Here is an 18,146-nt window from a genome sequence, read left to right as displayed (position 1 = left end):
CGCCCGCACCGCGCGCACCCGGGAGCAGACCGTACCGGCCCCGGCCGACCGGTGGGGTCCCGCAGGGGCCCCGGCCCGTCAGGACCTCAGCCGACCACCGCGGGTTCCAGGCCCGCCACCGGCTCCAGCAGCCGCACGGCGACGTCCGGCGCGAAGCCGCTGTCGTGCGCGACCCGGCGGGCGAACTCGGTGACTCCGGCCAGCTGCCGCTCGCCGAGCGAGAAGTCGAGCGCCTCGCTGAAGTACCGCTCCAGCACGTCGGCGCCGAAGGCCTCCCAGCGGGCGGCCTGCTCGGCGACCTTGGCGGCCTCGACCAGCGACAGGTCGCGGGACTCCAGGAAGGCCCGGTGGACGGCGGCGGTCAGTTCGGGCCGGCGCGCGGCGAACTCGCGGCGCACGGCCCAGACGGCGAAGACGAAGGGCAGGCCGGTCCACTCCTTCCACATCGCGCCCAGGTCGTGGACGGTGAGCCCGAGGTCGGCGGCCTGGCCGAGGTAGGCGCGCAGCGCCGGGTCGCCGATGAGGACGGCGGCGTCTGCGTCGGCGAGCATCTGGGCGAGGTCGGGCGGGCAGCTGAAGTACTCGGGGCGGACGCCCTCGCGCTCCTCCAGGAGCAGGCGGGCGAGCCGGACGGAGGTGCGGCTGGTGGAGCCGAGGGCGACCCGGCGGCCGTCGAGGTCGGCGAGCGGCACCTTGCTGACGATCACGCATGACATCACGGGCCCGTCGCTGCCGACCGCGATGTCGGGCAGGACGAGCAGTTCGTCGGCGTGCCGCAAATATTCGACGCAGGTGATCGGGCCGATGTCGAGCGTGCCGGCGACCAGCTGGTCGCTGAGCTTCTCGGGGGTGTCCTTGGTGAGGTCGAGGTCGAGCAGATTGCCGGTCCTGGCGAGTCCCCAGTAGAGGGGTACGCAGTTCAGGAACTGAATGTGTCCGACCCTCGGCCTGACCGGGGTGCGTTCCTCCGGGGTGTGCTCCACTGCGCCGCTCCCTATGCTCTTCGTGCGCCTCCCCGCAGCGTATGCCCGGTGTCGTGAACGGCTCGCACCCGCCCTCCCGACACGCGCCGTCCGCACCGCAGTTCACCCCTGGTCGTCACCGCAACCGCATGCTAGCGTTGCCCTCAGTTGCAGTTTGATTCCCCTTGCAGTACTTGAAGCCTGCGGAGCATGTAACCGCAGGCTTTTTGTAGTTTTTCAGCAATATCGAAAAACTTCGGACTCGTCCGGAGGCAGGGCGATCAGCGCAGCGGACCGGGAGCCACACGGTGTGGCCCCCGACACGCCTCGCAAGGAGAACGGCATGGCCACGGGAACCGTCAAGTGGTTCAACGCTGAGAAGGGCTTCGGCTTCATCGCCCAGGAGGGCGGCGGCCCCGACGTCTTCGTCCACTACTCCGCCATCAACGCGAGCGGCTTCCGCTCGCTGGAGGAGAACCAGGCGGTCAGCTTTGACGTCACCCAGGGTCCGAAGGGCCCGCAGGCGGAGAACGTCACCGCTATCTGACCATCCTCTGATGATCTGATCGCTCGGGACCCCGACGGGTCCGCAGGCGGCCCCCGACGGCCGCCACGGTGAGCACAAGAGCAACACCCAAGGGGGCCCGCCACACGGCGGGCCCCCTGCCTTTTCCCACCCCGCCCCCGGACGCGCGAAGGCCCGCCCCCGCGCCGGTCGGGCGCGGCGGCGGGCCTCGTCAGCGGCGTGTCAGGCCGCGGCGGCGGCCTTCGTGCCGGCCTGAGCCGGATCACGGCCGAGTCCGGGGCGTCCAGCAGGTCGCCGGCCGGGCTGTTGTAGGCGACGAGGTCGAGCGTCTTCTCCCGCGCCGCGACGATGACCGGCACCAGCGCCTGACCGGCGACGTTCCCGAAGGGCCTGGGCCGGGATCGCCGCTGGGCCGGCCATGCTTCGTCTCCCTCCGTGGCACCCGAGGGACGTCGACCCGGAGCCGGTCGACGGGTCACGCAACAGCCCTGTCCGTCAGGGCGTCACCCAGTATCCGGAGATTCGGGTGATGGGCACTCAGTGGTCCACGTTCGCCTGAGAGGTAAGCGGCCAATGGCGTGTCAGCCGGGATTTCTATGCTGTGCCGACGCGCTTTCGGCCGCACGGCCTGGGCGCGGGACCTGGCCGCCGAACCGGGCACCGCCCGGGACGCTTCCCACGGGAGAACCCCATCACCACACTGACCAGTCCCCGTCGTCGAATACTCACCGCACTCGGGCTGACGACGGCGCTGTCCGTCGTCAGCCTGGGATCCGCGCAGGCCGATCCGAGCGCGCCGGCGACGCCCACCAAGGATGTTTCCTACCTCGGCCACTCGTTTCACGTGCCCGCCGACTGGCCGGTGATCGATCTCGCGGCCAATCCGACGGCCTGCGTGCGTTTCGACCGGCACGCCGTCTATCTCGGCACCCCCGGGGCCCGCCAGGACTGCCCCGCACACGTGGTGGGCACCACCGAGGCACTGCTCGTCGAGCCCGGCGCCGATGACGCCGCGTCGGCCACGACCGTGTCGGAGATCGAGCGGAAGGTCCACGCCACCGCTCCGGGGATCACGGCCACCGGAGTCTACGACGATGACCAGGCGCTCGTCCGGACGGTCCTCTCCTCGGCCGGCTTCCCCGCCGGCGCAACGAAGGAGCCGATCGCTGCCCCGCCCACCAAGCGGTCGTTCGCGGCGGCGGCACCTGTCCAATCGTCTCCTGCCGCCACTGCGTCGACCCCGCCCGCGCTGCCGGCCGATGCGACCAAGTACACGGGCAAGGGCTTCGACGCCTGTTCGGCACCCGACGCCAACACGATGAACACCTGGCGCGCCAACTCGCCCTACCAAGCCGTCGGCATCTACATCGGGGGCGCCAGCCGAGCCTGCAGCCAGCCCAATCTGACGGCGTCCTGGATGCAGCAGCAGTACTCCGCCGGTTGGCGCTTCCTGCCGGTGTACGTCGGTCTCCAGGCCTCCAGGATCACCGCGCCGGCCAGTCAGGGTGCCGCCGCGGCCGACGATGCCGTGGCCAACGCCGCGGCTCTCGGTCTCGGCCCGGGGAGCGTCCTGTACTACGACATGGAGTCCTACAACGTCGCGACGTACTCCTCGACGGTTCAGCCGTTCCTGTCCGCCTGGAGCGCCGAACTCCACGCGCAGGGCTACAACTCCGGTGTCTACAGCAGTGCCTCCACCGGCATCGCGGATCTGGTCAACAACAGTGGCAGCGGCAAGGGTTACACCATGCCCGACGTGCTGTTCACCGCACGGTGGAACGGCGCTGCGGACGTCAACGAACCGGTGATCCCGAGCACCGCCTGGGCCAACCACCAGCGCGTCCACCAGTACGATGGCAACCTCACCGAGACCTGGGGCGGCGCCACGGTCAACATCGACCACGACTACCTCGACGTCCAGGTCGACACCACGCCCAACGGCAAGCCGACCCTGGCGGGTATCTACCGTCCGGGCGCCCAGACCTTCGCGATGGCCGACAGCAGCGGCAACGTCACCGCAGCCGTCACCTTCGGCTCACCGAACGACGTTCCGCTCACCGGCCACTGGAGCGGTCCGGGCCGGGACACCATCGGCGTCTACCGACCGAGCGACTCCGCGTTCTACCTGAGCAACGACAACGCGACCGTCGCCGTCGCGGCCCCGTTCGGCAGCCCCGGCGACATCCCCCTGGTCGGGGACTGGACCGGCCAGGGCCGGGACACCATCGGCGTCTACCGGCCGAGCGACTCCGCGTTCTACCTGACCAACGACAACCAGACGGTGGCTTTCGCCATCAAGCTGGGCAACCCCGGGGACATTCCGATGGTCGGGAACTGGAGCGGCACGGGCAGGGACACCGTCGGGATCTACCGGCCGAGCGACTGCACGTTCTACCTGAGCAACTCCAACACCTCGGTCGCCATCAACCACGCCGTCCCGTTCGGCGCTCAGGGCGACGTCCCGATCAAGGGCGACTGGAACGGGAGCGGGATCGACAAGGTCGGCGTCTTCCGGCCCAGCACGGCGAGCTTCTACGGCGCACTCTACGACTCCGGCTCGGTGCTCTACAGCCTCCGCTTCGGGGCTGCCACCGACACCCCGGTCACCGGCCGGTGGTTCTGATCGCCCAGTAGGGCACGCAGCTCGCCACGCGGCGCACGCCCAGCGAACGGGCCCTCTCCCACCTCGGGGAGAGGGCCCGTTCGCTGGACTCATCAGGCCGCAGCGGCAGCCTTCGTTGTGGCCTGCGCCGGGATGGTGGCCGGCTCGTCCAGCAGGTCACCGTGCGGCTTGTTGTAGGCCGTGCGGTCCAGGATGCCCTCGCGGGCAGCGACGATGATCGGCGTTACAACTTGACCGGCGACGTTCGTGGCGGTGCGCATCATGTCGAGGATCGGGTCGATGGCGAGCAGCAGGCCGACGCCCTCCAGGGGCAGGCCCAGGGTGGAGAGGGTCAGGGTCAGCATCACGATCGCGCCGGTCAGGCCCGCGGTGGCGGCCGAGCCGATGACCGAGACGAAGGCGATCAGGACGTAGTCCTTGATGCCGAGGTCGATGTTGTAGACCTGCGCGACGAAGATCGCGGCGATCGACGGGTAGATCGCGGCGCAGCCGTCCATCTTGGTGGTGGCGCCGAACGGGACGGCGAAGGACGCGTACTCGCTCGGGACGCCGAGGCGCTCGGTGACGCGGCGGGTGACCGGCAGGGTGCCGACCGAGGAGCGGGAGACGAAGGCCAGCTGGATGGCGGGCCAGGCGCCCCGGTAGAAGTTGAGCGGGTTGAGGCCGCCGGCGAACTTCAGCAGCAGCGAGTAGACGACGAACAGCACCAGCGCGCAGCCGACGTAGATGTCGGCGGTGAGGGTCGCGAAGGGCTTGAGCAGGTCCCAGCCGTACTTGGCGACCGACTTGCCGATCAGGCCGAGGGTGCCGAGCGGGGAGAGCCGGATGACCCACCACAGGGCGGTCTGGGTCAGCTCCAGGAGCGACTCGCTGAGCTTGAGGACGGGCTCGGCCTTGGTGCCGAGCTTGATGACGGCGGCGCCGACGACGACCGCCATGAAGACGATCTGCAGCACGTTCACCTCGGTGAACGCCGTGACGATGTTGGTCGGGAAGATGCCGGTCAGGAAGTCGACCCACGTGCCGCCGCCCTTGGGCGCCTTGAGGCCCTCGGTGCTGAGGTTGGTTCCCTTGCCCGGGTCGGTGAGCAGGCCGAGGCCGAGGCCGATGGCGACGGCGATCAGCGAGGTGATCAGGAACCAGAGCAGGGTACGGACGGCGAGGCGGGCCGCGTTGGTGACGTTGCGCAGGTTGGCGACGCTCACCACGATCGCGGTGAAGACCAGCGGCGGGACGGCCAGCTTGAGCAGCTGGACGAAGGTCTTGCCGATGGTCTCCAGGGTGGTGGCCAGCCATGAGACGTCGGCGGCGCGGGCGACGTAGCCGAGGCCGACGCCGAGCACGAGGCCGGCGACGATCTGAACCCAGAACGGCGTCTTGCGGATGCGGGCGAGCACGGACGGCGACGAGGTCGCCTCGGGCGCTGTGGACATGGGGGTGCGACTCCGGGGGAGGGCGGTGCTGACGGTGGGGTGCGGCGGGGACGGCGGCACGGCGCGCGGGCCGGGCGGTGAGGGCTCGGCCCCGGTCAGGGGCGTGCCGCCGGAATACAGCGGGCGGCGCGACAACGGCGCGGGCTGTCCACGGCTCCCGGCAGACGGCACGCGCGGGCGGCGGTGGGCGGGGTGCCCAGGCCGTGCATCCGGGGTGCGTCCGAGGGGGTCATGGGCGACACGTTAGCAGTAAAGGTTTGAGATGTTCAAAGTAGTTGTTTGAGGTCAGGGTGGTGCAAGAGCGAGATCCGGACACGAACGAGCCCGACGCGACACCAGGTGGCCGGCCGGGGCCGATTGACCGGCGGCAGTTATACGTATAACCTTGACGACGTCCCTGTTCCAGCACGCCCCACCGGAGATCCGCCGATGGGCTATCTCGCCCTGCTCCGCGCCCCCCACGTCAGCCGCCTCCTGTTCGGCACCCTGCTCGGCCGCCTGCCCGCCGGCATGACCGCCCTGGTCATCGCCCTCGCCCTGCGGGAGGCCGGCGCGCCCTACGGCCGGATCGGCCTGGCCACCGCCGTGTACGCCCTGGCGGCCGCCGTCGGCGGGCCCGTGCTCGGCCGGATCGTCGACCTCACCGGGCAGCCCCGTGTGCTGATCGCCTCCGCCGTCGTCGCCGGCGGCGGGTACGCGCTGCTCGCCCTCGCGCCGGGCTCGGTGCTCGCCGCGCCGGTCGGCGCCGCGATCGCCGGGCTCGCGATGCCCCCGCTCGAACCCTGCCTGCGCTCGCTGTGGCCGGCCGTGGTCGAAGAGGAACAGCTGGACACCGCCTACGCCTTCGACTCCGCCTCGCAGCAGATCCTCTACGTCGCCGGGCCGCTCGCGGTCGCCGGGATCGCGGGCTTCTTCAGCCCCGTCGCGGCGCTGTGGGTGGCGGCCGGCCTGGGCCTCGCGGGCGCCGTGGTCGTCGCCACCGCCGCACCGGCGCGGGCCTGGCGGGCCCCGGCGCGCGAGCACTCGGCCGGGCTGCTGGGCCCGCTGCGCTCCCCCGGCCTGGTGCTGTTGCTGGTCGGGCTGGCCGGGGCCGGCTGGGCGGTCGGCGCGCAGAACGTGCTGTTCATCGCCTACGCCGAGCACCACGCGGGCGCCCTGCCCGGCGGCGCCGGCACGCTGCTGGCGCTGGCGGCGCTCGGCGGACTGCTGGGCGCGCTCGCGTACGGGGCGGTGAAGTGGCGCAGCGGCACGGGCACCCGGACGTGGGTGATGGCGCTGGTGATGGCCGCCTCCTACCTGCCGCTGGTGGTGCTGCCCGGGCCGTATCCGATGGCCGCGCTGGCGTTCGTGTCGGGGATCGTGCTGGCCCCGCTGCTGGCGGCGGCGTTCGTGCTGGTCGCGGAGCTGGCGCCGACCGGGACGGTGACGGAGGCGTTCGCCTGGCTGGTGACGCTGTTCGCGACCGGGAACTCGCTCGGCTACGCGGTGTCCGGGAACCTCGCGGAGGGCTCGCTGCGGCCGGTCGCGCTGTGCGCGGCGGGCGGGATCGGGCTGGGTGGCCTCCTGCTGTTCGGCGCGCGCCGGTGGTTCCGGACGGTGCCGCTCGCGCCGGTGCCGCAGCCGGTGCCGGTGCCGGTGGCCTGACCACCCCCAGAGACGACTGTGCCCGCCGGAGGTCTGGACCGGCGGGCACAGTCATGCGTGCGCCACGGCCGGTCGGTCAGCGGGCGGCGGCGGTGGACGAGCGCAGCACGAGCGAGGTCGCGAGCGGCGGCGGCGGGGCCACCCGCTCGCCGCGCAGCAGGCCGGCCAGGGCCGCGGTGCCGGCCCGGCCGAGCTCCTCGCCGGGCAGGTCGACCGTGGTCAGCGGCGGGGCGAGCAGAGCGGCGACCGCGACGTTGTCCATGCCGACGACGGACAGGTCCTCCGGTACCCGCACGCCCAGCTCGGCGGCGGCCTGGTAGACCCCGGACGCCACCACGTCGTCGTCGCAGATCACCGCGCGCGGCGCGTCCGGCCGCTCCAGCATCCCGCGGGCGACGTTCCGGGCGGCCGGGTGCCCCTCGTTCAGGCGGACGCCCAACTCGACGACGTCCAGGCCGAGTTCGGCCACGGCTTGCTCGAAGGCGGCCTGCCGCACCCGGAAGGTGTAGGCGGAGTGGATCGAACGCAGCCGGCCGATCCGGCGGTGGCCGAGGGCGGCCAGGTGCTCGACCGCGGCCCGCATGCCGCCCGCGACGTCGAGCTCGATGGTGGGCCGGGCGCGGTCGGTGCCCGGGTCGGCGTCGAGGAAGACGGCGGGGGTGTCGGCGGGAAGCTCGCCGAGCTGGCTGTCGTCCGGCGAGCAGATCAGCAGGCCGTCGAAGCGGCTGGTGGTGGCGGCCTCGGCGAGGGTCGCGCTGCCCCAGCCGGAGCTGACCACGACGGCCAGGCCGTGCCGCCCGGCCTCCTCGTGGACGCCCTCCAGCACGCGCCCGAAGAACGGGCCGAGGAGGTTGGGGACGGCCAGCAGGATCATCCCGCTGCGGCCCAGGCGCAGCTGGCGGCCGGCCGCCTGCGGGCGGTAGCCGAGGCTGCGGGCGGCCTCTCGGACGCGTTCGCGGGTGGCGTCGGAGACCCGGGAGCCGGCCTCGGAGCCGGAGAACACGAGCGAGACGGTGGCCTGGGAGACCCCGGCGAGCCGGGCCACGTCCCGGCCGGTGGGACGCCGCGCGGGGGCGGGCCAGGTGCCGCTGGCGCCGTCGGGCGGCGGCTCGGGGGCGTGCGGCGCGGGGGTCTGCGGGAGATCGGCGGAGGCGGACACGGCGGCGGGAGCGGGTCCGGGGCGGTCCGGCCTCAGTTCCGCGCGGCGGCGCGGGCCGCCTCGTCGGCCGCGTCCTCCTCGGCGTTCTGCGCGGCGATCCGCTCGGCGGTGCGGCTGCGCATCCCGGAGACCTTGGTGGTGATCTGGGCGGACATGTCGTCGCGCTGGCGGCTCAGCAGCACGTAGCTGAGCGGCGCGGAGGCGATCGCGGCCAGCAGGAAGAGGAAGATCACGCCGGCCTGGCCGCTGACCGGGATGATCCCGAAGTGGCCGAGCAGGAGGGCCACCAGCAGGCAGCCGAGGAAGATGCTGACCCGCAGGGAGGTGTAGCGGAGCGTGGCATGCGACTTGGCGGGGCCGTTGCTGCTGCTCACTGGGGCACGTCCTTCACTGCGCTGGGGGTCGGGGCCGGTCTCCCAGTGAAGCATGCCCGACGGGCGGAGCGGGGGACGGGTCGCCCGTCCCCCGCTCCGAGCCCGTTCGGGACGGTCGGCGGCGCGGGTGTCGGCGCGGGCCGGGGCCCGGCCGTCAGCGCAGGTCGAGCCAGAAGGTGATGTCGTCGCGGTCGTCCCCCGGGGCCACCCGGATCGCGCCCGGGACCCGGCCGACCTCGCGGTAGCCGCAGCGGGCGTAGAACCGCTCCAGGCCCTGGCCGCCGCGTGCCGTCAGCCGAAGGCCGTCCAGCCCCCACTCCCGGGCGATCCGTTCCGCCTCGGCCATCAACTCGACGCCGTACCCGCGGCCCTGGGTGTCGGGGTGCACCATGACGCGCTTGAGCATCCGCCAGTGCTCCATGAGGTTGAAGCGCATCGACTCGAAGAAGAGCACCCCGACCAGTCGGCCGGTCTCCGTCTCGTGGGCGACGAGCAGGCGGTCCGGCCCCTCGGGGGCGATCCCGGCGAAGTGGTGGTCGGCGGTGTCCCAGACGTCGTCCTCCGTGACCGGCGCCACGAAGCCGACGGCCCCGTCGGCGTTGGTGACGTCGGCCCACAGGCCGACGATCGCGGCCCGCAGGTCGGGGTCGGACTTCGGGTCGAGGGTGAAGGTAAGCGTCATGGGTGCGGAGCCTAATGGGTCGTTACGACAGGGCGGGCAGGACCCGGTCCTTGCGGCCGGTGCCGCGCAGCGCCAGGCAGAGGCCGACGGCGATCGCGCAGAGGGCGCCGGCGCCGTACCAGGTGGCGTCGTAGTCGCCGAGCGCGTCCCGGGCGAAGCCGGCGAGCCCGGCCACCACGGCCGCGCCGATCTGGTGGCTGGCGAGCACCCAGCCGAAGACGATCGGGGCGTCCTCGCCGAAGTGCCGGCGGCACAGGGCGACGGTCGGCGGCACGGTGGCCACCCAGTCCAGGCCGTAGAAGATCACGAAGGCGAGGATCGGCGGCTGCAGCGAGCCGGCCAGCAGCTGCGGCAGGAGGAGCAGGGAGATCCCGCGCAGCCCGTAGTAGACGACCAGCAGGAGGCGGGAGTCGACGCGGTCCGTGAACCAGCCGCTGGCGATGGTGCCGACCACGTCGAACAGGCCGATCATGGCGAGCAGGCTCGCCGCCGTCGTGACGGGCATGCCGTGGTCGTGGGCGGCCGGGATGAAGTGGGTGCCGACCAGGCCGGCCGTGGTGGCGCCGCAGATCGCGAAGGAGCCGGCGAGCAGCCAGAACGCCCGGGTACGGGCGGCGTCACGCAGCACGCGCAGGGTGCGGGCCAGCGCCCGGCCGTCGGCGGCGGGGGCGGGCGGGGCCTCGGTCGCGCCGTAGGGCAGGAGGCCGATGTCGGCGGGCCGCTCGCGCATCAGGAGCAGGACCGGGACGGCGACCGCGCTGGCCGCGAGCGAGACCACGACCACCGCCGAGCGCCAGCCGTGGTGTTCGACCAGCCAGGCGCCGACCGGCAGGAAGACCAGGTTGCCCGCGGCGCCGGCGGCCGTCAGCACGCCGGTGACCAGGCCCTGGCGGGCGCGGAACCAGCGGCCGGTGATGGTGGTGGCGAACGCGCCGGCCATCGAGCCGCTGCCGAGGCCGACCAACACGCCCCAGCAGAGCACCAGTTGCCACGGCTCGCGCATCAGCATGGTGAGTCCGGAGCCGACCGAGATGGTGAGCAGCGCGCAGACGACGACCAGGCGCACGCCGAAGCGGTCCATCAGGGCGGCGGCGAAGGGGGCGGTGAGGCCGTAGAGGGTGAGGTTGACGGAGGTGGCGCTGGAGATGGTCCCGAGCGACCAGCCGAACTCGTTGTGCAGGGCGTCCATCATCAAGCTGGGCGTGGAGCGGAAGCCGGCCGAGCCGAGCAGCACCAGGAGGGAGACGCCGGCGACCACCCAGGCGTAGTGCACGCGCCGGGTGGGGCGGGCGGGTGTCGCGGTGGAGGGGGTGGGGGCGAGGACGTTGCGTTCGGTCACGCGCTCGAGTCTCCCGGGGCGGCCGGACGGCGACGAGTGGCCTGAATGCCAGCTTTCGAAAGAATCGGGCCACGCTCTGGCCTAGGCTGGCCCGGTCCGCAGCCGTAGGGGCCACGCGGGCCATGACGGGAGGAACGAGATGGCGCACCTGGTCGCGGTCCTGGCCCTGGAGGGGGTCATCGCCTTCGAACTCGGCATCCCCGCAAGGATCTTCGGCGGCGCGAAGGGGCCCGGCGGCGAGCCGCTGTACGAGGTGGCGACCTGCACGCTGGACGGCCGGCCGGTCGCCACCAGCGCCGACTTCCGGGTGGCCGTCGACCACGGGCCCGAACTCCTGGACCGGGCCGACACGGTGGTGATCCCGGCCTCCGCCGACGCCAACCCGGCCACCGCCGACGCCGCCTACACCCCCGAACTGGCCGCCGCGATCGCCCGGATCCGGCCCGGCACCCGGTTGATGTCGATCTGCACCGGATCCTTCCTGCTGGCCGCCGCCGGCCTGCTGGACGGCCGCCCGGCCACCACGCACTGGCGCTACACCGAGCGCTTCGCCGAGCTGTACCCGCGGGTCCGGCTGGACCCCGACGTGCTCTACACGGACGACGGCGACGTCCTCACCTCCGGCGGGGTGGCCGCCGGGGTGGACCTGTGCCTGCACGTGGTGCGGCGCGACCACGGCAGCGCGGTCGCCAACGCGGTCGCCCGCAACTGTCTCGTCCCGCCGTGGCGCGAGGGCGGCCAGAAGCAGTACGTGGAGGCCCCGAGCCCGGTGGAGCACGGCGGCACCGGCACGGCGGCGGTCCGCGCGTGGGCGCTGGAGCACCTGGACGAACCGCTCGCCCTGCGCCAGCTCGCCGACCGCGCGGGGATGAGCGTGCGGACGTTCACCCGGCGCTTCCGCGAGGAGACCGGCAGCAGTCCGGGCCAGTGGCTCACCGTCCAGCGCACCGAGCGCGCCCGGCAGTTGCTGGAGCGCACCGACCTGACGATCGACCAAGTGGCCCGGGAGTCAGGCTTCGGCACCGCGGCCTCACTGCGGCTCCAGCTGCGCGGACGCCTCGACGTCGCGCCGAGCGCCTACCGCAGGACGTTCCGGGCGGTGTCCTGAACTGACGGCGAACCGGACGGCGAGGCCGAGGACGAGTCGGATGGCGGCCGGCCGTGCACACCCCGAGCGCGGCACGGCGGGCCGCCATCCGATCGCAACGCACGGGCCCTGAACCCGCGCACCGGCTCTCCGCACTCGCCGAGGAGGTCACACCTCCGGCGGGCCGTGGTCCCCCTGCTGGCACGATCCCCCTGGACAGCAGCACCACGACGGCCGCACGGGTGTCCCCTCGGCGTCCCCTCGCGACGGAGAGCTGCACCCAAGCGTGATCAGTCGGATACGTCACGTCAATGGGTTGTCGGAAATTCGGAATGGTTGCGTCAGGTTTCGGCCGGTGATCATCGCGGCGGTCGCGCCCCGGGTCGGTCCGGTGATCGTGGTCGGCCCGCTGATCGCGAGGCGGCGCCTACTGCGCGAGCGCCGCCCAGTCCACGCCCGCCAGCGGGTCCGCCGGCCGGGCGTCCGCGCCGATCTCGCACCACACCCGCTTGCCCGAGCCGTCCGGGTACCAACCCCAGCGCTCGCAGAGCAGCTCGACCAGTTCCAGGCCGCGCCCGTTGGTGGCGTCGGCGTCCGCGCCCGCGTGCCGGGGGGCCGGCGCCACCTGGCTCGCGTCCGCGACCTCCACCCGCAGCGGGACGGCCGGCGCCGGGGCACCCTCCGGGGCGGCGCAGTCCACCGGCAGGCACAGCCGCAGCACGGCCGGACAGCCGGTGTGCACCACGGCGTTGGTCACCAGCTCGGAGACCACCAGCACCACCGTCTCGGCCATCGGCGCGTCCGGGTCGACCCCGTGGTTCAACAGCCGCGAGCGCACCCACCGGCGGGCCCGGCCCACCTCGGCGGGATCCGCCTGCACCGCCAGCTGTACCTGAAGAACCTGCACCGCTCCACCACCCGCACTCGCAGTTCGGCCATCGTCCCGATCGGGCCGGTTCGGCCGGCCGGCAGGGCCCTCGCACGTCCCACCCGGTGCTGGCCGCGACACGAATACGCCTCAGGATGAGCGGGCGGACGGACCGCAGCAAGCGCTTCGGGCATATTCCAGCGATCGGGGGACAGGGCAGTGCATACTGTCCCGTTCACTCTGGCGAACCTCGCACCGGCGCTCGGCCGGACCGCGGCCGACCACGCCGGACCGGCAGTGGCGAACCTACCGCCGCACACCCCCGACACCCGGCCCGCCACTCGCGAACCACCCGTGCGACATATGTCCGACCGTTCTCGAACAGCGGCATCGGCGGACGGTCCCACGAGCCGAACGTCCCACCATGTGACGATCCGAAACTCGGGGTTCCCTTCTTCGGGGATTCCTCCCGCCGCCCGTCGGCCGCAAGATACCGTTGAGTAAGCCAGCGGACCCCGGTCAGGAGGGTGGTGTGCGATGGCCACCCCCGGCCCGATGGCCACCCCCGGCCCGATGGCCACCCCCGGCCCGATGGCCACCCCGGACCGCGGTGCCGCGACGGCCGCGGACGCCGTCCCCCGCTGGGACGAGCAGCTCCAGCGGCGCCTCGCCCGCGGCGAGGAGACCGCGCTCGGCGAACTCTACGACCTGCTCGCGCCGATGGTGCACGGGCTCGCCGGGCGGATACTGGCCGACCAGGCCGCCGCCGCCCAGCTCACCCGCGAGGTCTTCGCCCACGTGTGGGAGCACCCCGAGGCCTTCGACCCCGCCCAGGGCTCGCTGCGCTCCTGGCTCGGCGCGCTCACCCACCGCCGCGCCGTCGACCGGCTGCGCCTGCGCCGGGCCGCCGAACCCGGCGCCGGGCCCGGGTCCGCCGAGGACGAGATCCGCGAGGTCGCCACCGCCGCGCGCATGCAGTACGTGGTCGACTCCCTCCCCCACAGCCTGCGTGAGACGATCGCCGTGACGTACTACGACGGCCGCACCTACCAGGAGACGGCCCGCCGGCTCGGCATCAGCGATCAGGCCGCCAAGCAGCGGATGCGGCTCGGCCTGGACCTGCTCGCCACCGAACTGGCCGACGAGCGCGCCCGCCAGTGCGGCCGGACCGCGCAGGACGGGAACGGGGGCACGTGACGACCACCGGGGAACAGCACGACGCCCTGCGCTCGCTGCTCGGCGCCTGGGCCCTCGGCGCGTGCCCGCCCGCCGAGGCCGCCGAACTCGAACTCCACCTGCGCGCCTGTCCGGAGTGCGCCGAGGAGGCCGCGCGGCTGCGCGAGGCGGCCGGCTGGCTCGCCGTGGACGAGCCGCTCGACCAGCCGGGCCCGCTGCGCCAGCAGGTGCTCGACTGGTGCCTGGCCCGCCGCCCGGCCGAACTGCCCGTCCCCGCCTGGGGAGTTCCGTACGCGGCGGAGACCGCGAAGCTCGACGCGCTGCTGCGCGACCTCGGCCCCGAGGAGTGGCAGGAGGTCGCCGAACTCCCGTGGCACGGCGGCACCGAATACCTGCGCCCGGCCGAGGTGCTGTGCCACCTGACCGCCGTGGACGGCTACGTGGCGCTCGCCCTCGGCCTGCCGGACCCGGTGCCGGCCGCTCCGGGCACCGCCGCCGCGCCGGTCGAACGCCGGGTGCCGCCGCAGGAGCCGGACGCCCGGCCAGGGCCGCCCCGGGTGCCGCCGCAGGGCGGCCGGTACGCCGGGGTCACCGAGCGCACCGCACGGCTGCTCGCCGGGGCGGCCGGCGCTCCGCCGCAGTCGGTGCGGGCCCGCTGGCGGCGGCAGACCCACGACCTGGTGCGCACCGCCGCCCTCGCCCCGCAGGGCAACACCCCGGTGGACTTCGGTTTCGCCGCCGTCCCGCTGCGCGACGCGTTCGTGGACCGCGCCTTCGAGTGCTTCGTGCACGGCGAGGACGTGGCCCGCGCGGTGGCCTACCCGTACGACCCGCCGGCGCCGCAGCACCTGCGGCAGATGGTGGAGCTGGCGGTCCGGATGGTCCCGCACGCGCTGGCCGGGCTGCGGGCCGCCCAGCCGGCCGGAGTGGCCGGGCCGCCCGGGACCGGACCGGGCGGGCGGCGGCTGCGGCTGGTGATCGACGGCCCGGCGGCCGGCGAGTGGCTGATCCCGCTGGACGGCCCGGACTTCGGCCGCGGGGACGGCCGGAGCGACGACCAGCCGGGCGGCGAGCCGGTGGCGTCGATGGTGCTGGACGGGCTGGAGTTCTGCCAGCTGGCCGCCGCGCACCGCGATCCGGAGCGGGTGCCGGTCGGCGAGCACGGCGACCGCGCCGCGATCCGCGAGGTGCTGCGCGCGGTGCCGCTGCTGTCCCGGCCCTGAGGGGCCCTGAGGACCCCTGCCCGTCAGGCGAAGACGACCGTCCGGCTGCCGTTGAGCAGCACGCGGTGCTCGCTGTGCCACTTGACCGCGCGGGCCAGCGCCTGGCACTCGACGTCCCGGCCGAGCGCGACCAGCTGGTCCGGGGTGATGTCGTGGGTGACCCGGGCCACCTCCTGCTCGATGATCGGGCCCTCGTCGAGGTCGGCGGTGACGTAGTGCGCGGTGGCGCCGATCAGCTTCACGCCGCGGGCGTGGGCCTGGTGGTAGGGCTTGGCGCCCTTGAAGCTCGGCAGGAAGGAGTGGTGGATGTTGATCACCCGGCCGGACAGCGCCTTGCACAGGTCGTCCGAGAGCACCTGCATGTAGCGCGCCAGCACGACGAGTTCGACGTTCTCGCGCTCCACCAGGTCCAGCAGCTGCCGCTCGGCGTCGGCCTTGGTGTCCCGGGTGACGGGGATGTGGTGGAACGGGATGCCGAAACCCTCGGTGAGGTCGCGGAAGTCGGTGTGGTTGGAGACCACCGCGGCGATCTCCACCGGCAGCGCACCGATCCGGCTGCGGAACAGCAGGTCGTTGAGGCAGTGCCCGAACTTGCTGACCATGAGGACGATCCGCATCCGCTCCTCGGTCGGGTGGATCTGCCACTCCATCCCGAACGAGGCGCCGATCGCGGCGAAGCTGGCCCGCAGCTTGTCCGCGGTGACCGGCTCGGCGGCCGAGAAGTGCACCCGCATGAAGAACAGGCCGCTCTCCCCGTCCCCGAACTGCTGGCTGTCGATGATGTTGCAGCCGGTCATGAAGAGGTAGCTGGAGACCGCGTGGACGATGCCCTGCTTGTCGGGGCAGGACAGCGTGAGGACGTACTGGGCACTAGCCGGCTGCTGTTCCACGTGGGGGTATCCCGTCCTATGGTCGTGCGTTTCGTGAATGGTCCAGCGTGTCACATCCTGGACAGCGCCCGTCCCGGTGCCCGTACTGCGGGACGGCGCCGCCCGCTCCGCAGTACGGGCACCGGGCCCCGGGCTCAGACCGAGGTCAGGATCCGCAGCACGTCCAGCGACTTGGGCGCCGCGTCCGGGTCGTCCCCGTCGTTGACCGCCAGCAGCACGTGCGCCTCGCGCGCGGCCCGGACGGCCTCGGGCCAGCCGGGGTGGCCGACGTACGCGGTGGCCGGGGCGTCCGCGCCGACCTCGTGCAGCAGACTGACCACCCGCAGCACGGCGACGTCCACCAGGGCGGCCTCGGCCGCGTCGCGGAAGATCGCGCCGACGTACTTCTCGGCGGACCAGCGGTCCAGCCAGGTGTCCTCCACCAGACGGTAGACGGCGTCGGTCACGTCCCCGTACCCCTCGCGGCCGGTCAGCCAGGCCTCCTGCTGGAAGGCGGGGTCGGACAGCATGTGCAGGGCCGAGCGCAGTCGGGCTCGCCAGCGCCACCAGGGCAGGTCGTTGAGCGGCATGCCGCCCATCGTGCTGGAGCGGTGGCCCGGACGAGAAGGGTTTCGGGCGGACCGGTGCGAAGAATCTGTGCTGGCGGACATGGGGAACGATCGTACGTTCCCGTGCCGTTCGTGCTCCACTCGCGGGATCTACACGCGTTCCCCGCGGGAGTTCGGCACCCGTTTTCCGCGTGTTCACACTTCGGTCCTCTCGGCTTGTGACACCGGGGCTTGGCTTGCTCCGGTGCGCCGGAGGGCGCCCCAGAGAGGGAAGACCGATGACCCGCCGAAGGGACACCTTCCAGGCCCGGAACCAGATCGCGCGACGCCGCCCGATCGCCGCCGCCGCGACCGCCGCGGCCCTGCTCCCCACCCTCTTCTCGGCCTCCGCGTGCGGCGGACCGGCCGATGCCACGACCAGCTCCGACCTCACCGTCATGACCTGGGCGCCGGCCGGCACCGGCTCGGCCGACCGGCCGGGCATGACGGCGCTCGCCGAGGCCATCGGACGCGACGTGAACAACAAGGGCGGGTTAAACGGACGACGGCTGCGGGTGCTCACCTGCAACGACCACAACGACGCCGAGGGCGCCAAGGCCTGCGCCCAGCAGGCGGTGGAGAACAACGCGGTCGCCGTCATCGGCTCCTACAGCCAGTGGGGGGACGCCTTCATGCCCGTCCTGGAGCGCGCCGGGATCCCGCTGATCGGCGGCTACGGCCTCTCCCAGCCGGAGTTCAGCAGCCCGCTGTCCTACCCGGTGGACGGCGGCATGCCCGCGCTCATCGGCGGCAGCGGCCGCCAGCTGGTCGACGCCGGCTGCAAGAACATCTCCCTGGTGCGCCCGGACACCCCGGCCGGCGACAACCTGCTCGGCTACCTGGCCAACGCGCTCAAGCCGGCCGGGCTCAAGCTGCTCGACATCAAGGCTCCCGAGAAGTCCAACGACTACACGCCGGTGGTGCGCAAGGCGATCGGCAAGGACGAGCCGGGCAACTGCGTGACCATCGCGCTCGGCGCCGAGCCGACCGGCAACCTGCTGGACGCCTACCGGCGGCTGGGCCCGAGGAACACCAGGATCGCCTCGGTGATCGGCAGCGTCCAGCAGTCGGTGGTCGACTCCACCGGCGGCGACAGCGGACCGCTGGGCGGCGCGTTCGTCACCAGCTGGTACCCGCCGGAGTCGGCCAAGGTGTGGGACGGGCTGCGCGACGTCGTGCGCGCCGGCGGCCGGACCATCGACGTGTCCGACCCCGGCGTGGAGACCACCTGGGTCGCGTACGAGGTGTTCCGCGTCGTCTCCGACAAGCTGACCTCGGCCGGCAAGGCGGTCGCCGCGAAGACGATCACCGCCCTGCTGGACAGCGGCGAGGGCATCGACGTCGGCCTCACCCCGCCGCTGAGCTGGGGCACCACCAACATGCTGCCCAGCACCGAGTCGCCGCGGCTGGTGAACACCTGGGTCACCTACCAGGTCGTGAAGGGCGGCCGGATGACCCTGCAGCAGCCGGGCTTCGTCGACGTCCGCTGGGTGCTCACGGGCGGCAAGCCCCCGGCGTGACGGTGTGCGGGCCGCCCTCGTGGGGCGTGGGCGGCCCGCCCCTGCGGCGCCCT

General features: G+C 73.2%; 16 protein-coding genes. 7 read left to right on the top strand and 9 right to left on the bottom strand.

Annotated features, from left to right (window positions below):
• Positions 1–86: 86 nt before the first annotated feature.
• Complete coding sequence (locus AB0C76_RS10305; protein ID WP_359962537.1) at positions 87–983, bottom strand: menaquinone biosynthesis protein; 897 nt, start codon at positions 981–983, stop codon at positions 87–89.
• 322 nt (positions 984–1,305) lie between these two features.
• Here AB0C76_RS10305 and AB0C76_RS10300 point away from each other — a divergent pair, with 322 nt between their 5' ends.
• Together AB0C76_RS10300 and AB0C76_RS10295 are read left to right on the top strand one after the other, a co-directional pair.
• Positions 1,306–1,509, top strand: a complete 204-nt coding sequence (locus tag AB0C76_RS10300; protein ID WP_030060085.1) for a cold-shock protein — start codon at positions 1,306–1,308, stop codon at positions 1,507–1,509.
• 823 nt (positions 1,510–2,332) lie between these two features.
• The gene (locus tag AB0C76_RS10295; protein ID WP_359962534.1) at positions 2,333–4,111 is read left to right on the top strand and encodes a glycoside hydrolase domain-containing protein; all 1,779 of its coding nucleotides are present in this window, start codon (positions 2,333–2,335) and stop codon (positions 4,109–4,111) included.
• 92 nt (positions 4,112–4,203) lie between these two features.
• Here AB0C76_RS10295 and AB0C76_RS10290 read toward each other — a convergent pair whose 3' ends face one another.
• The gene (locus AB0C76_RS10290; protein WP_359962531.1) at positions 4,204–5,544 is read right to left on the bottom strand and encodes a dicarboxylate/amino acid:cation symporter; all 1,341 of its coding nucleotides are present in this window, start codon (positions 5,542–5,544) and stop codon (positions 4,204–4,206) included.
• Positions 5,545–5,973: 429 nt separating this feature from the next.
• On the opposite strand from AB0C76_RS10290, the gene AB0C76_RS10285 reads away from it, so the two are divergent.
• Positions 5,974–7,188, top strand: a complete 1,215-nt coding sequence (locus AB0C76_RS10285) for an MFS transporter (protein WP_359962529.1) — start codon at positions 5,974–5,976, stop codon at positions 7,186–7,188.
• 76 nt (positions 7,189–7,264) lie between these two features.
• Here the strand turns inward: AB0C76_RS10285 and AB0C76_RS10280 are convergent, their stop codons facing one another.
• The 4 genes from AB0C76_RS10280 to AB0C76_RS10265 form a co-directional block, all read right to left on the bottom strand.
• Positions 7,265–8,347 (bottom strand): LacI family DNA-binding transcriptional regulator, encoded by a 1,083-nt coding sequence (locus tag AB0C76_RS10280; protein WP_359962526.1) that lies wholly within the window; start codon positions 8,345–8,347, stop codon positions 7,265–7,267.
• Positions 8,348–8,379: 32 nt separating this feature from the next.
• Entirely contained in the window at positions 8,380–8,721 is a 342-nt protein-coding gene (locus tag AB0C76_RS10275) for a DUF4229 domain-containing protein (protein WP_359962524.1), read from the bottom strand.
• 154 nt (positions 8,722–8,875) lie between these two features.
• Positions 8,876–9,403 (bottom strand): GNAT family N-acetyltransferase, encoded by a 528-nt coding sequence (locus AB0C76_RS10270; RefSeq protein ID WP_359962522.1) that lies wholly within the window; start codon positions 9,401–9,403, stop codon positions 8,876–8,878.
• A 22-nt stretch (positions 9,404–9,425) separates the two neighbouring features.
• Positions 9,426–10,742 carry an MFS transporter gene (locus AB0C76_RS10265; RefSeq protein ID WP_359962520.1) on the bottom strand — a complete coding sequence of 439 codons (1,317 nt, stop codon included), beginning with the start codon at positions 10,740–10,742 and terminating at the stop codon, positions 9,426–9,428.
• A gap of 139 nt (positions 10,743–10,881) precedes the next feature.
• Between AB0C76_RS10265 and AB0C76_RS10260 the strand changes: the two genes are divergently transcribed.
• On the top strand, positions 10,882–11,850 hold the full coding sequence (locus AB0C76_RS10260) for a helix-turn-helix domain-containing protein (protein WP_359962517.1): 969 nt from the start codon (positions 10,882–10,884) through the stop codon (positions 11,848–11,850).
• A gap of 406 nt (positions 11,851–12,256) precedes the next feature.
• Here the strand turns inward: AB0C76_RS10260 and AB0C76_RS10255 are convergent, their stop codons facing one another.
• Positions 12,257–12,736, bottom strand: a complete 480-nt coding sequence (locus tag AB0C76_RS10255; protein WP_359962514.1) for an ATP-binding protein — start codon at positions 12,734–12,736, stop codon at positions 12,257–12,259.
• A gap of 552 nt (positions 12,737–13,288) precedes the next feature.
• Here AB0C76_RS10255 and AB0C76_RS10250 point away from each other — a divergent pair.
• On the top strand, positions 13,289–13,894 hold the full coding sequence (locus AB0C76_RS10250; protein ID WP_359962807.1) for a sigma-70 family RNA polymerase sigma factor: 606 nt from the start codon (positions 13,289–13,291) through the stop codon (positions 13,892–13,894).
• The gene (locus AB0C76_RS10245; RefSeq protein ID WP_359962511.1) at positions 13,891–15,096 is read left to right on the top strand and encodes a zf-HC2 domain-containing protein; all 1,206 of its coding nucleotides are present in this window, start codon (positions 13,891–13,893) and stop codon (positions 15,094–15,096) included. The genes AB0C76_RS10250 and AB0C76_RS10245 overlap by 4 nt, the downstream gene beginning before the upstream one ends.
• A 23-nt stretch (positions 15,097–15,119) precedes the next feature.
• Here the strand turns inward: AB0C76_RS10245 and purU are convergent, their stop codons facing one another.
• Positions 15,120–15,986, bottom strand: a complete 867-nt coding sequence (gene purU / locus AB0C76_RS10240) for a formyltetrahydrofolate deformylase (RefSeq protein WP_329932214.1) — start codon at positions 15,984–15,986, stop codon at positions 15,120–15,122.
• A gap of 134 nt (positions 15,987–16,120) precedes the next feature.
• A complete protein-coding gene (locus tag AB0C76_RS10235) occupies positions 16,121–16,636 on the bottom strand; it encodes a hypothetical protein (RefSeq protein ID WP_359962508.1) in 516 nt (171 codons plus the stop codon).
• Between the two features lie 176 nt (positions 16,637–16,812).
• On the opposite strand from AB0C76_RS10235, the gene AB0C76_RS10230 reads away from it, so the two are divergent.
• On the top strand, positions 16,813–18,093 hold the full coding sequence (locus tag AB0C76_RS10230; RefSeq protein WP_359962505.1) for an ABC transporter substrate-binding protein: 1,281 nt from the start codon (positions 16,813–16,815) through the stop codon (positions 18,091–18,093).
• Positions 18,094–18,146 lie beyond the last annotated feature (53 nt).

It is taken from the genome of Kitasatospora sp. NPDC048722 (assembly GCF_040650235.1).
Lineage (GTDB): Bacteria > Actinomycetota > Actinomycetes > Streptomycetales > Streptomycetaceae > Kitasatospora.
Note: the sequence above shows the minus strand (reverse complement) of the source record. Positions and strands in the feature narration are given on the sequence as shown.